Consider the following 13123-nt stretch of genomic DNA (forward strand, 5'->3'; position numbering starts at 1 on the left):
GTTCGAGGCTCGCCTTCCATTTTCCGAGCGCTGCCAGATGGTTCATGTGGGCGCGATGGGTGAAGGCGGCCTGGCCGGCGGCAACGTTCGAGGCCTTGCCGCTCCAGGCTTTCTGTGGCGCGGCCTGCAGTGCGCGGCCATAGGAGAAGGTCAGCTTCCACGGGTGCGGCCCGATGGCGTTGATGGCGTTGAGGTTGGCGGTCGCCTCCTCGTCCTCCTGGCCGCCGGAGAGGAAGGCAATGCCCGGCACCGCTGCCGGCACGGTTTCGCGGAACAGTTTTATGGTCTTTTCGGCGACTTCTTCGGGGCTGCTCACCTTGCCCGACTTCCTGCCGGCCAGCACCATGTTCGGTTTCAGGATGGTGCCTTCCAGCACGACGCGCGCCGCATGGAGCTCGTCATAAAGCTTGATCAGCGTTGCCTTCGAGATGTCGTAGCAGGTGTCGATATCGTGGGCGCCATCCATCAGCACTTCCGGTTCGACGATCGGCACAATGCCGGCCTCCTGGCAAAGGGCTGCATAGCGGGCGAGTGCGTGCGCGTTCGAGCCGATCGAGGTCCCCGAAGGCACGCCTTTGGCGATATCGATGTCGATCACCGCGCGCCATTTGGCGAAGCGGGCGCCGAGCTTGTAGTAATCGGCAAGGCGCTCGCGCAGGCCATCGAGGCCTTCGGTGATGGTCTCGCCGGGAAACCCGGCCAGCGGCTTGGCGCCGGCGTCGACCTTGATGCCGGGGATGGCGCCGGCCGCCTTGATGATGTCGACCAGCGGCGTGCCGTCGGCGGCCTTCTGGCGGATCGTCTCGTCATAGAGGATGACGCCGGAGATGTAGCGGGTCATCGCTTCCCTGGTGCGGAACATCATCTCGCGGTAGTCGCGGCGGCTGTCGGCTGTCGATTCGACGCCGATGACGTCGAAGCGCTTCTTGATGGTGCCCGAACTTTCGTCGGCGGCCAGCAGGCCCTTGCCATCGGCGACGATCGCGGCGGCAATGTCTTCGAGACGTTCGCTCATTGTTGCTTCTCCTGAAACGGTTGTTCCGCGCTTAACGGAAGTCTACCGCCAAAGGAATGGCATCGGAAAGCTCGAATCGATTGAAAGCCTCGGGCAGCCTTGTTTGCTCTCCGAGTGTTGATCGCCGCGGAGCCTCAGCGCTTCAGCACATCGACACCGGGCAGCGGCTTGCCTTCCATCCATTCCAGGAAAGCGCCGCCGGCGGTCGAGACATAGGTGAAGTCGTCGGCGACACCGGCATGGTTGAGCGCCGCCACCGTATCGCCACCGCCGGCGACCGAGACCAGCTTGCCTTCCTTGGTGCGCGACGCCGCGTGCTTGGCAGCTGCCACCGTCGCATGATCGAAGGGCGCGATCTCGAAGGCGCCGAGCGGGCCGTTCCAGACCAGTGTCGCGGCGCGGTCGATCCATTCGCCGATGGCCGTCACGGTTTTGGCGCCGACATCGAGGATCATGCCGTCGGCCGGCACGTCCGATATGGCGACGGTCTCGCATTCCGCGCCCGCCTTGAACTCCTTGGCGACGACGCCGTCGACCGGCAGGATGATGGCGCAGCCGGCCTCGGCCGCCTCGATCATGATCTGCTTGGCGGTCGCGGCGAGATCATGCTCGCACAGCGATTTGCCGACATTGGTGCCACGCGCGGCAAGAAAGGTGTTGGCCATCCCGCCACCGATGACGAGGGCATCGACCTTCTTCACCAGGTTCATCAACAGATCGATCTTGGTCGAGACTTTGGCGCCGCCGACAATGGCGACGACCGGACGAACCGGTTTTCCCAGGCCCTTCTCCAGCGCCTCAAGCTCGGCTTGCATGGTGCGGCCGGCAAAAGCCGGCAACAGATGCGCCAGCCCCTCCGTCGAAGAATGCGCGCGGTGCGCGGCCGAGAAGGCGTCGTTGACGAAGATATCGCCATTGGCGGCGAGTTTTTCCGTGAAGGCCGGATCGTTCTTCTCCTCGGCCTTGTAGAAGCGGGTGTTTTCGAGCAGCAGCACGTCGCCCTTGTTCATGGCGGCGACAGCGCTTCCGGCCGTGTCGCCGACGCAATCCGAGGCGAAACCGACGGGGCGGCCGAGCACGTCGGCTGTCGCCTTGGCGATCGGTTCCAGCGAGAATTCGGGCGAGGGGCCATCCTTGGGTCGGCCGAAATGGGCGAGCAGGATGACCTTGGCACCCTTGCCTGACAGCTCGGCGATGGTCGGCGCGATGCGTTCGATGCGGGTGGTGTCGGTGACTTTGCCCTCAGTGACAGGCACGTTGAGGTCGACGCGCACCAGCACACGCTTGCCGCTGATGTTGCCGATATCGTCGAGTGTCTTGAAGGCGGCCATGCGGGGTTCCTTTCGCGAAAAACCGGGGGACCATACCCCGCATCGGTGTCGATGCAAGGCTTAGGGCGCGCTCGAACCGAAATTTTGAAGTGGGCACGATCTTGCACCGGCGGGGCGGATGAATGGCAGCGCTCAATAGCGGGTTTGTCAGCTTTCGGTTGCTGCCTTTTCCGGCGCTGGCTCCGGGGCCTGCTTTTCGTCCGCCCGCGCCTCGGCCTCCTGCGTCTCGGTCGGCTTGCGCCAGTTGCGGATGAAGGCGGAAAGACGATCGCCGATTTCGCCGGCGCTGAGGAAGACCGGCACCCGCGCCACCGGCGCGGTCGGCTCGAACGAGAGGCCGAGGCCTATGATCTTGCCCTTGTCGTCGACGTCGCGGACGATCAGTTCTATCGGGCCGAGCAGGACGCGGTCGGCGTATTCGGCATGGCCGCCGAGCCGCGCCGTGACCAGCGCGCCAACGGTGAGCTTTTGCTCCGCTTCGGTCAGGCCTGGCGTATAGGCCGCTTCCAGTTCAGCGGCGGAGCGCGCGGGGTCGACGGCGAAGGCACCGAAGAAATCGGCATCCTCGGGATCGACCACTGCACGGCTCGCGAACAGCTTGTCGAGCAGGCGCGGATAGCGGTCCGGCACGAAAATGTAGACCTGGTCGCCGGCGGCGAGCCGGCCCATGTCCTGGAAGCGCATCGAGCGGCCGTCGCGCAACACCAGCGAGGGTCGCGCCCAGCGTGGGATGCGCTCGCCGCGCGCCACCGGGCTGCCGTGTGCAACGCGATAGGCAAGAAGCTCGTGATGGGCCGAGCCCGGCAGTTCCAGCTCGACCTTGTCCAGCGGTCCGAGCCGTGCCGGCACGATCAGACCGAGGCGGCGCGCCAGCGGTCCGACTGTCCAGCCCTGGATGACCAGCGACACGAGTACGATGATGAAGGCGGTGTTGAAGATGACACGGCCGTTTTCCAGCCCGCCCAGCAGCGGGGTGATGGCGAGCAGGATCGACACCGCGCCGCGCAGGCCGACCCAGGAGACGAAGGCGACCTCGGGGCGCGGCAGACGGAACGGGATAAGGCAGAGCCAGACCGCGATCGGACGGGCGATGAACATCAGGAACAGGCCGAGCAGCACCGCCGGCACCATGATCGCCGGGAACTGCGACGGCGTCGCGAACAGGCCGAGGATGAGGAACATGATGATCTGTGCCAGCCATGACATGCCGTCCTGGAAGCGCTTGAGGATGGTGACGGCGCGGATATCGGAATTGCCCGAGATGAGGCCGGCGATATAGACCGCCAGGAAGCCCGAGCCGCCAATGGCGCCGGCGGCTGCAAACACCATCAGCGACAAGGTCAGCACGAAGATCGGCAGCAGGCCGTGGTCGAGATTGAGCCGGTCGACGAGGCGCACGATGGCGAGGCCGCCGAGCACGCCGACGACAGCGCCAAGGCCCATGTTGAGGAGGAAGCCGAGGAACAGGCTGGTGACCAGGACATTGGTGGCGGGGTTGGCGTGGGCGGCGATGATCTCTACCAGCGTGATGGTCAGGAAGATGGCGATCGGGTCGTTGGTGCCGGATTCCACCTCGAGCGTCGAGCGCACGCGTTCGCGCAGATTGATCTCGCCGGCGCGCAGCAGGAAGAACACGGCCGCCGCATCGGTGGAGGCTACGGCAGCCCCGAGCAGGAAGGATTCCAGCCAGGTGAGATCGAGCAGATAATGGGCGGCGACGCCGAACAGGCCGGTGGTGACAAGCACGCCGAAGGTCGCCAGCGACAAAGCCGGGCCCGCAGCCTGCCGCAAGGCGTTGAGCGGCGTGCCGAAACCGGAATCGAACAGGATGACGGCCAGCGCCAGTGAGCCGGCAAAATAAGCGATGCGGGCGTTGTCGAACTGGATGCCGAGTCCGTCGGTGCCGGTGGCGAGGCCAATGCAGAGAAACAGGAGCAGAAGAGGAGCGCCGAAGCGGAAGGCGATCAGGCTCGAAAACGCGGCGGCGACGACAAGCGCTGTGCCGACCAGCGTGACGAGATAGATCGCATGCTCCATCCTGAAATCAGCCCCTCAAATTCGTCTGTCTCCTGCTTTGCGAGAGAGTGGGGCGAAGACGTGACCAGTGCAAGGCGGCAGGGTGGCTTTTTGGCCTATGCCGCTGATTTTCGGATGTTTTGGCGCGCAGGACACAAATTGGGAAGGCGCAAGCTGCGCTCATGAAAAACGCCCGGGCAAAGCCGGGCGTTCCAAGTCTCGAAAAGAGAGCTTGTGATCAGGCGATGGTCTTGCCGAAGGCGACCGATGTGTCGCCCATGCGGTTGGAGAAACCCCATTCATTGTCGTACCAGGACAGCACCGACACGAAGTTGCCGTCCATCACCTTGGTCTGGTCGAGCGCCATGATCGAGGAGCGCGGATCGTGGTTGAAGTCGATCGACACGTTCGGATGATGGGTGACGCCGAGAATGCCCTTGAGCTTGCCGTTGGAGGCGGCGATCACCGCGTCGTTGATCTCCTGCACCGTGGTCGACCGCTTGGCGATGAACTTGAAGTCGACGACCGAGACGTTCGGGGTCGGCACGCGGATCGAGATGCCGTCGAGCTTGCCCTTGAGGTCGGGCAGCACCAGCCCGATCGCCTTGGCGGCACCCGTCGAGGTCGGGATCTGCGACAGGGCAGCGGCGCGGGCGCGGTGGAGATCCTTGTGCATGGTGTCCAGCGTCGGCTGGTCGCCGGTGTAGGAATGGATCGTCGTCATCATGCCTTTTTCGATGCCGACCGTCTCATGCAGCACGGCTGCCAGCGGCGCCAGGCAGTTGGTGGTGCAGGAGGCATTCGAGATGACGATATGATCCTTGGTCAACTGGTCGTGGTTGATGCCGTAGACGACGGTGAGGTCGGCGCCTTCGGCAGGGGCCGAAACGATGACGCGCTTGGCGCCGGCGGTCAGGTGTGCCGCTGCCTTGTCACGGGCGGTGAAGATGCCGGTGCATTCGAGCGCGATGTCGATGCCGAGTTCCTTCCACGGTAGCTGCGTCGGATCCTTGATCGCGGTGACCTTGAACGTTTCCTTGCCGACGGTGATCTGATCGCCGGAAACCGAGACTTCATGCGGGAAGCGGCCATGCACGCTGTCATAGCGCAACAGATGCGCATTGGTCTCGACCGGGCCGAGGTCGTTGACGGCGACGACGTCGATGTCCTTGCGGCCGGATTCATGGATGGCGCGCAGGATGTTGCGGCCGATGCGGCCAAATCCGTTGATGGCAACTCTGACGGTCATAATTCTCTCCCTGGGAGTTGGAGGGCGGACGAGGGGTCCGCAGTTTCATAGCGGCGGAAGCAGAAGGAATCCAGCCGCAGCGACGTGGATTTAAATCGATTAAGTTGGGTCAGCCCGGCGAAACCGCCTTATCGCGATTTCGCCGAACCTTGAACCTACTTTGTATGCAGGCGGGCTTCCGCCGCCTTGGCCGCGGCTTCGGCGGTAATGCCGAAATGCGGATAGAGTTGCTCGATCGTGCCCGAGGCGCCGAAGCCTGTCATGCCGACGAAGATGCCGTCGGAGCCGATCAGATGATCCCAACCCTGGCGTATGCCGGCCTCGATCGCCATCTTGATCGGCGCGTTGCCGATCGTTTTCTTGCGGTAGTCGTCGCTCTGCTGGTCGAACAGTTCGAAGCAGGGCACCGAGACGACGCGGGTGGGATGGCCGTGCTTTTCCAGCAGGTCGCGCGCGCCGAGCGCGATCTCGACCTCGGAGCCGGTGGCGAAGATCGTCACCGCCGCTTCACTGCTGGCGGCAGCCAGCTCATAGGCACCCTGGCTGCTCAGGTTCCTGGCAACGAATTCGTCGCGTACCGTCGGCAGGTTCTGGCGTGTCAGCGCCAACGTCGACGGCGTCTTTTCCGACTCAAGGGCGATCTGCCAGCATTCGGCGGTTTCGACGGCGTCGGCCGGGCGGAAGACATTGTGGTTGGGAATGGCGCGCAATGCGGCCAGATGCTCGACCGGCTGGTGGGTCGGGCCGTCTTCGCCCAGACCGATGGAATCATGGGTCATGACGAAGATCGAGCGGATGCCCATCAGCGATGCCAGCCGCATCGACGGCCGGGCATAGTCGGAAAAGCACATGAAGGTGCCGCCATAGGCGATGAGGCCGCCATGCAGCGTCAGGCCGTTGATCGCAGCCGCCATGCCGTGCTCCCGGATGCCGTAGTGGACATAGCGCTGGCCATAGTCGTCCGAGGTGATGTTCTTGGTCTGGCTGGTCTTGGTGTTGTTGGAGCCGGTCAGGTCGGCGGAGCCGCCGATGGTCTCGGGCAAGGCGCCGTTGATGACTTCCAGCGCCATCTCGGACGATTTGCGGGTGGCGACCTTCGGCTTGTCGGCCGACAGCTTCTTCTTGTAATCGGCAATGACCGCGTCGAAATTGGACGGCAGCTTGCCGCTGATGCGGCGCTCGAACTCAGCCTTCAGCTTGGCATCGGCCTTGGCCAGGCGGCCTTCCCAGTCTGTACGCGCCTTGACGCCGGCCTTGCCGGCGGTGCGCCAGGCGTCGAGGATGTCGGCCGGAATCTCGAAGGGCGGCGAATCCCAATTGAAGAACTTGCGCGCGCCGGCGATCTCGTCGGCGCCCAGAGGGGAGCCGTGCGCCTTGTTGGTGCCGGCCTTGGTCGGCGCGCCGAAGCCGATGGTCGTCTTGCAGGCGATCATGGTCGGCTTGTCGGAATGGCGGGCGGCTTCGATGGCATAGGCGATGGCTTCCGGATCGGTGCCGTCGATGTGGCTGGCATTCCAGCCGGAGGCCTGGAAGCGGGCCACCTGATCGGTGTTGTCGGACAGCGAGACCGGACCGTCGATCGAGATGTCGTTGTTGTCCCAGAAGACGATCAGCTTGTTGAGCTTGAGATGGCCGGCAAGCGCGATGGCTTCCTGGGAAACACCTTCCATCAGGCAGCCGTCGCCGGCCAGGACATAGGTGTAATGATCGACGAGATCGTTACCGAAGGCTGCGTTCATGATGCGCTCGCCGAGCGCGAAGCCGACCGAATTGGCGAGACCCTGGCCGAGCGGCCCCGTCGTCGTCTCTATGCCAGCGGCATGGCCGTATTCGGGATGGCCGGCGGTCTTCGAGCCCAACTGACGGAAGTGCTTGATCTGGTCGAGGGTCATGTCTTCGTAGCCGGTCAGATGCAGCAGCGAATAGAGCAGCATCGAGCCATGGCCGGCCGACAGGATGAAACGGTCGCGGTCGGCCCAGTGCGGGGCCTTGGGATCATATTTCAGGAAGCGCGTGAACAGCACCGTGGCGATATCGGCGCAGCCCATTGGCAGGCCTGGATGGCCGGAATTTGCCTTCTCGACGGCGTCCATGGAGAGAAAGCGGATCGCATTGGCCATCCGGTCATGTTGTTCACGCGACGTCATGGTTCCTCCAGAAGTGGGGGTTTGGGGGCTTGGGAGAGCCCTTGAAAAGGGTGCGCGACACATAGCAGGCGCGGGCTTTTAGTCAACAAATCGGGTGCACATTTGCCGGTCTTGTGATGCCGGCGGCGGACCTACATTAGCGTTAGCGGGGGACAGTCGCGAGAGCTTTGTTGACGTTGCCTTCACCCGGTGCCTAATGTTTCAGGGATAACGCGTTCTGAACGTGAACGATTCGGTGATGGGCAGGGCACAGGACGAAGGCCATGACCGGGGAAGCCACACTCAAGGAAGTCATCGCGAGGCTGGGCAAGGCCATCGAGGGGCTGGAAAACGCCGTCGCGGCCAAGCTCGGGCATGAACGCGACTACTCCGAAGCCGAGGCCGAGGTGCAGCGGATGAATGCCGATCGCTCGCGGCTGGCGCAGGAACTCGATAATTCCGAAGCGCGCGCCGAACGGCTGGAAGATGCCAACAAGGAAGTCTCGCGACGTTTGGTGACTGCCATGGAAACCATCCGCGCCGTGTTGGACAGATAGGAGCTGGCCCGATGGCACAGGTCACGGTTTCAATCGACGGCAAGCAGTATCGCATGGCCTGCGACGAGGGCCAGGAAGAGCATCTGATCGACCTTGCCGAACGCTTCGACCGCTATGTTTCACACCTGAAGGACTCGTTCGGCGAGATCGGCGATCAGCGGCTGACCGTTATGGCCGGCATCATGGTGATGGATGAACTCTCGGAGTTGCAGAAACGCGTCAAGGGCATGGAAAGCGAAGTGCTGACCTTGCGCAAGACCCGCGACGAGGCTCTGACCAAGGCCGACAAGAGCGATAGCGTGCTCACCAATGCGCTCGGCGCGCTGGCACAGCGCATGGAAGACCTGACTGTGACGCTGGCGGTCAACAAGAGCTGAGACAGAACCTTTCCTGTCCAGCCCCAGGCTCTCATCCGCGCGCCGCGCATTCGGCAGCATAAAAATGCTCGCCTCCCGCCGACAAGAGTTTCATATTATCTTGCAGCCACGATTTTTGCGCTAAGATGCAACGATGCCGGGCGGGACAGCTTGATGGTGGCGTGGGTTGCCGCGTGCCGTTCCTCGCTGCCGACGGTTCCGTTTACAGGGGAGATGTACCATGAGCCTTCGTATCAACGACATTGCGCCGGATTTTACCGCCGAGACCACGCAAGGGACGATCAAATTCCATGACTGGATCGGCGACGGTTGGGCGATCCTGTTCAGTCACCCGAAGAATTTCACGCCGGTCTGCACGACCGAGCTTGGCACGATGGCGGGGCTCGAAGGCGAGTTCAAGAAGCGCAACGTCAAGATCATCGGCATTTCGGTCGATCCGGTCGAAAGTCACGGCAAGTGGCAGGACGACATCAAGACGGCGACCGGTCATTCGGTGAACTATCCGCTGATCGGCGACAAGGACCTCAAGGTCGCCAAGCTCTACGACATGCTGCCGGGCGGTGCCGGCGAGACGTCGGAGGGCCGCACGCCCGCCGACAACGCCACAGTGCGCTCGGTCTACGTCATCGGACCGGACAAGAAGATCAAACTGGTGCTGACCTACCCGATGACCACGGGGCGCAATTTCGATGAGATCCTGCGCGCGGTCGATTCCATGCAGCTCACCGCCAAGCATCAAGTGGCGACGCCGGCGAACTGGAAGCAGGGCGAGGACGTGATCATCACCGCGGCCGTTTCCAACGAGGATGCAATCAAACGCTTCGGCGCTTATGAGACCATCCTGCCGTATCTGCGGAAGACCAAGCAGCCGTCGGCCTGACCGCTCGGAACAGTTTTTGGCTTTCCTGTCGCCGCGAGCGAAAGGATACTTGACTGGCTCACCCGAGCGGACAACCATGCTCCTCTCGGGTGTCGTCAGAGAAAATCATTCCTGGCGACCGAGAGTTGGGGAAGCCGGAATTGGACGTAGCTTTGGCCAGGCCGCAGGTCAGCGGCTTCTATGACAAGCCGACCGGCGCCATCCAGTATGTCGTCGCCGACCAGGCGACGAAGCGATGCGCCATCATCGATCCGATCCTTGATTTCGACGAGAAATCCGGTGCTACGGCAACGACGAATGCCGATGTCATGCTCGACTTCGTCAGCGAGCAGGGACTGAGCGTCGAATGGATCCTCGACACCCATCCGCATGCCGACCATTTCTCGGCGGCGCATTACTTGAGAGAGAAGACCGGCGCGCCGACGGCGATCGGCGACAGGGTCATCGAGGTCCAGAAACTGTGGAAAGCGATCTACAACTGGCCGGATTTTCCCGCCGACGGTTCGCAGTGGGACAGGCTGTTTAGAGAAGGCGAAACCTTCCAAGTGGGTACCCTTCCGGTCAAGGTGCTGTTCTCGCCCGGACACACGCTGGCCTCCATCACCTATGTGATCGGCGATGCCGCCTTCATCCACGACACGCTGTTCATGCCCGACAGCGGCACGGCGAGGACGGACTTTCCCGGCGGCAGTGCCGCGCGGCTCTGGCGCTCGATCCAGGACATATTGGCGTTGCCGGACGAGACGCGGGTGTTCGTCGGCCATGACTATCAGGCCGGCGGCCGCGAACCTTTGTGGGAAAGCACGGTCGCCATACAGAAGGCTACCAACATCCATCTTGCCGCCGCCTGCAGCGAGGCCGAGTTCGTCGCCCTGCGCGAGGCGCGCGACAGGACGCTGCCGATGCCGCGGCTGATCCTGCATGCGCTGCAGGTCAACATGAATGGCGGGAGGCTGCCCGAACCCGAAGCCAATGGCCGGCGGTACCTGAAGTTTCCGCTGGACGGGCTTTGAGGGGCCGTTGGTGAAGCTGCCAATCTCGACCCTTGCGGGGGAGATTGGCTGTCGCCCCCGTTCGCCAACTCCCAATCAGCCACAAAAAAGGCGGCGCCAGGTTTCCTGGCGCCGCCTTGATTTTTTGTTGCCTTAGCTAACCTTACGCCGCCGGCTGCGCCTCAATCGTGCGCAGCGCCTGGGTCTGGCGCTTGGCGGCGGCCTTGACCGCGTCCTGCACCTTCTCGAAGGCGCGCACCTCGATCTGGCGCACGCGCTCGCGGCTGATGTCGAACTCGGACGACAGCTCTTCCAGCGTCAGCGGCTCTTCGGCGAGGCGACGGGCCTCGAAGATGCGCCGCTCGCGCTCGTTGAGCACGGCAAGAGCGCCCGACAGCATGCCGCGCCGGTTTTCCAGCTCGTCCTGCTCGATCAGCATCTCTTCCTGGCTTTCGTGGTCGTCGACCAGCCAGTCCTGCCATTCGCCGGATTCGCCTTCGCTGGCCCGGATCGGGGCGTTGAGCGAGGCGTCGCCGGACAGGCGGCGGTTCATCGACACCACTTCGGCTTCGGAAACGTTCAGCCTTGTGGCGATCTCGGTGATCTGGTCGGGCTTCAAGTCGCCGTCGTCGAGCGCCTGGATCTTGCCCTTCACCTTGCGCAGGTTGAAGAACAGGCGCTTCTGGTTGGCGGTCGTGCCCATCTTGACCAGGCTCCACGAGCGCAGGATGTACTCCTGGATCGAGGCCTTGATCCACCACATGGCGTAGGTCGCGAGGCGGAAGCCGCGCTCGGGTTCGAATTTCTTGACGGCCTGCATCAGGCCGACATTGCCTTCCGAGATCACTTCGCCGATCGGCAGGCCATAGCCGCGATAGCCCATGGCGATCTTGGCGACGAGCCTGAGGTGGCTGGTGACGAGCTTGTGCGCAGCGGAGGTGTCTTCATGCTCGGCGTAACGCTTGGCGAGCATGTACTCTTCCTGCGGCTGCAGCATGGGAAAGCGGCGGATTTCTTCCAGGTAGCGGCTGAGGCCGCCTTCGCCGGAAACGATACTGGGTAGTGACTGGGCCATGATAGCGCCCCCTCTCTATTGGAGTGATGCCCCCGAAACGCGGCGGGCATGTGACGCGAGCACCAAAAGGCTCGCCCGCGACATCAGATCTTATACAGGAACAAAACCAGAAAAGACAGGCATTTGTTCAACACGAAACAGTGTGTCACGGTGAAGTGAACAATGTCAGTCAGGTTTTTTGATGGCTTGTCGGTGACGGGTTCAGAGCTTGCGGAAGCCGCCGACGAGTTCCTCCATGTCCCTCGGTAACGGCGCCTCGAACCTCATCGTTAGATGGGTAGTGGGATGGCGAAATGCAAGGAGCCAGGCATGCAAAGCCTGCCGGGGAAATGCCTTGACCTGGCTTTTCAGCGGTTCGGGCAGCCGGTTGGCCTTGGTGCGGAAGGCTTGGCCGTAATCGGGGTCGCCGATCACCGGATGGCCGATATGCGCCATGTGGACACGGATCTGGTGGGTGCGGCCGGTCTCCAGCCGGCATTCGACCAGGCTGGCCGTGGCGAACTCCTGTTGGCTCTCGCCGAAGCGCTCCTGCACGGTGAAGTGGGTGACCGCATGGCGGGCGTCGTCGCGTCCTTCCGGCACCACGGCACGGCGCACGCGGTCGGCGGCGCGGCCGAGCGGCGCGTCGACCCTTCCGGTCGGCCTCTGCGGTATGCCCCAGACCAGCGCCAGATAGGCACGCTCCAAGTCGCCGGTCAGGCCGTGATCGGCGAAAGCCTCGGACAGTGACTTGTGGGCGCGGTCGGTCTTGGCGACGACCATGACGCCGCTGGTCTCCTTGTCGAGGCGGTGGACGATGCCCGGCCGGCGCACACCCCCGATTCCTGAAAGGCTGTCGCCGCAATGATGGATCAGCGCATTGACCAGTGTGCCGGTCCAGTTGCCCGCTCCGGGGTGCACGACAAGCCCGGCCGGCTTGTTGATGACGATCAGTTCGTCGTCCTCATAGAGTACATCGAGTGCGATGTTCTCGCCCTGCGGCTCCGCCGGCTCCGGCTCCGGCATGGTAACCGACACGCTCTCGCCCGGCGCCATCTTGCGCTTGGTCTCGTCGACGGGCTTGCCGTCGACCGAGACCGCGCCCTGCCTGATCAGCATCTGCACGCGGCTGCGTGACATGTCCGGGCCAAGGCTTGCGGCCAGCCACTGGTCGAGGCGCAGGCCGGCCGCATCCGCGCCCGCCACCAGCACTGTCGGTTCCGCCTCTATCAATTCAGGGGCCTCTTCGCTATGAGCGCTCATTGAAAAACCGTTCCGGAACTGTTTTGCCATGGCCAGCCCGATCGCCGAAGAAGACCAGGATAAGCCGCTCGACCCCGAGGTCGAAAAGGTGCGCAGGAAACTCGTCCGCTTCGTCGGGATCAATCTCGGCCTGCTGTTCCTCGCCCTTATGGTGGTGATCGGCGCCCTTGTCTACAAAGCGCGCAATGCACCGCCGGCGAACCCGCCGCTGGCCGGCGATATCCAGACACCCGCCGGCGAACCGGTCAACGGCGACATCGTGC

Annotated in this window: 11 protein-coding genes and 1 pseudogene; 5 read left to right on the top strand and 7 right to left on the bottom strand. The window is 63.3% G+C overall.

Annotated features, from left to right (window positions below):
* The 5 genes from EN893_RS04125 to tkt form a co-directional block, all read right to left on the bottom strand.
* The coding region (locus EN893_RS04125) for a class I fructose-bisphosphate aldolase (RefSeq protein ID WP_128361412.1) at window positions 1-1015 on the bottom strand (1015 nt) is incomplete at its 3' end.
* A gap of 134 nt (window positions 1016-1149) precedes the next feature.
* Window positions 1150-2346, bottom strand: coding sequence for a phosphoglycerate kinase (locus tag EN893_RS04130; protein ID WP_127270749.1), 1197 nt, complete (start codon window positions 2344-2346; stop codon window positions 1150-1152).
* A gap of 147 nt (window positions 2347-2493) precedes the next feature.
* Window positions 2494-4383 carry a potassium/proton antiporter gene (locus EN893_RS04135; protein ID WP_128361413.1) on the bottom strand — a complete coding sequence of 630 codons (1890 nt, stop codon included), beginning with the start codon at window positions 4381-4383 and terminating at the stop codon, window positions 2494-2496.
* 217 nt (window positions 4384-4600) lie between these two features.
* Window positions 4601-5611, bottom strand: coding sequence for a type I glyceraldehyde-3-phosphate dehydrogenase (gap, locus tag EN893_RS04140; RefSeq protein ID WP_128361414.1), 1011 nt, complete (start codon window positions 5609-5611; stop codon window positions 4601-4603).
* Between the two features lie 155 nt (window positions 5612-5766).
* A complete protein-coding gene (tkt, locus tag EN893_RS04145) occupies window positions 5767-7758 on the bottom strand; it encodes a transketolase (RefSeq protein WP_127273136.1) in 1992 nt (663 codons plus the stop codon).
* A 263-nt stretch (window positions 7759-8021) separates the two neighbouring features.
* Between tkt and EN893_RS04150 the strand changes: the two genes are divergently transcribed.
* The 4 genes from EN893_RS04150 (at window position 8022) to EN893_RS04165 (ending at window position 10564) form a co-directional block, all read left to right on the top strand.
* Window positions 8022-8294, top strand: coding sequence for a DUF4164 domain-containing protein (locus EN893_RS04150; RefSeq protein WP_127271149.1), 273 nt, complete (start codon window positions 8022-8024; stop codon window positions 8292-8294).
* An 11-nt stretch (window positions 8295-8305) separates the two neighbouring features.
* Complete coding sequence (locus EN893_RS04155) at window positions 8306-8671, top strand: cell division protein ZapA (RefSeq protein ID WP_023810969.1); 366 nt, start codon at window positions 8306-8308, stop codon at window positions 8669-8671.
* 220 nt (window positions 8672-8891) lie between these two features.
* Window positions 8892-9551, top strand: coding sequence for a peroxiredoxin (locus tag EN893_RS04160; RefSeq protein WP_127260439.1), 660 nt, complete (start codon window positions 8892-8894; stop codon window positions 9549-9551).
* Between the two features lie 140 nt (window positions 9552-9691).
* Window positions 9692-10564 carry an MBL fold metallo-hydrolase gene (locus EN893_RS04165; RefSeq protein WP_127271973.1) on the top strand — a complete coding sequence of 291 codons (873 nt, stop codon included), beginning with the start codon at window positions 9692-9694 and terminating at the stop codon, window positions 10562-10564.
* 142 nt (window positions 10565-10706) lie between these two features.
* Here the strand turns inward: EN893_RS04165 and rpoH are convergent, their stop codons facing one another.
* Together rpoH and EN893_RS04175 are read right to left on the bottom strand one after the other, a co-directional pair.
* Window positions 10707-11618, bottom strand: coding sequence for an RNA polymerase sigma factor RpoH (rpoH, locus tag EN893_RS04170; protein WP_127268033.1), 912 nt, complete (start codon window positions 11616-11618; stop codon window positions 10707-10709).
* Between the two features lie 201 nt (window positions 11619-11819).
* Window positions 11820-12860 (bottom strand): RluA family pseudouridine synthase, encoded by a 1041-nt coding sequence (locus EN893_RS04175; RefSeq protein ID WP_127268032.1) that lies wholly within the window; start codon window positions 12858-12860, stop codon window positions 11820-11822.
* A 28-nt stretch (window positions 12861-12888) separates the two neighbouring features.
* On the opposite strand from EN893_RS04175, the pseudogene EN893_RS04180 reads away from it, so the two are divergent.
* Window positions 12889-13123, top strand: a pseudogene (locus EN893_RS04180) (fimbrial protein); the annotation flags it as partial.

This window comes from Mesorhizobium sp. M7A.F.Ca.CA.004.04.2.1 (assembly GCF_004022825.1).
In the GTDB taxonomy this organism is placed as follows: domain Bacteria; phylum Pseudomonadota; class Alphaproteobacteria; order Rhizobiales; family Rhizobiaceae; genus Mesorhizobium.

What these genes read in the sequence shown, in the direction of transcription:
- EN893_RS04130 (WP_127270749.1), bottom strand. Translation starts at nt 2,346, where the DNA reads ATGGCCGCCTTCAAGACACTCGACGATATCGGCAACATCAGCGGCAAG.
- EN893_RS04135 (WP_128361413.1), bottom strand. Translation starts at nt 4,383, where the DNA reads ATGGAGCATGCGATCTATCTCGTCACGCTGGTCGGCACAGCGCTTGTC.
- gap (WP_128361414.1), bottom strand. Translation starts at nt 5,611, where the DNA reads ATGACCGTCAGAGTTGCCATCAACGGATTTGGCCGCATCGGCCGCAAC.
- tkt (WP_127273136.1), bottom strand. Translation starts at nt 7,758, where the DNA reads ATGACGTCGCGTGAACAACATGACCGGATGGCCAATGCGATCCGCTTT.
- EN893_RS04150 (WP_127271149.1), top strand. Translation starts at nt 8,022, where the DNA reads ATGACCGGGGAAGCCACACTCAAGGAAGTCATCGCGAGGCTGGGCAAG.
- EN893_RS04155 (WP_023810969.1), top strand. Translation starts at nt 8,306, where the DNA reads ATGGCACAGGTCACGGTTTCAATCGACGGCAAGCAGTATCGCATGGCC.
- EN893_RS04160 (WP_127260439.1), top strand. Translation starts at nt 8,892, where the DNA reads ATGAGCCTTCGTATCAACGACATTGCGCCGGATTTTACCGCCGAGACC.
- rpoH (WP_127268033.1), bottom strand. Translation starts at nt 11,618, where the DNA reads ATGGCCCAGTCACTACCCAGTATCGTTTCCGGCGAAGGCGGCCTCAGC.
- EN893_RS04175 (WP_127268032.1), bottom strand. Translation starts at nt 12,860, where the DNA reads ATGAGCGCTCATAGCGAAGAGGCCCCTGAATTGATAGAGGCGGAACCG.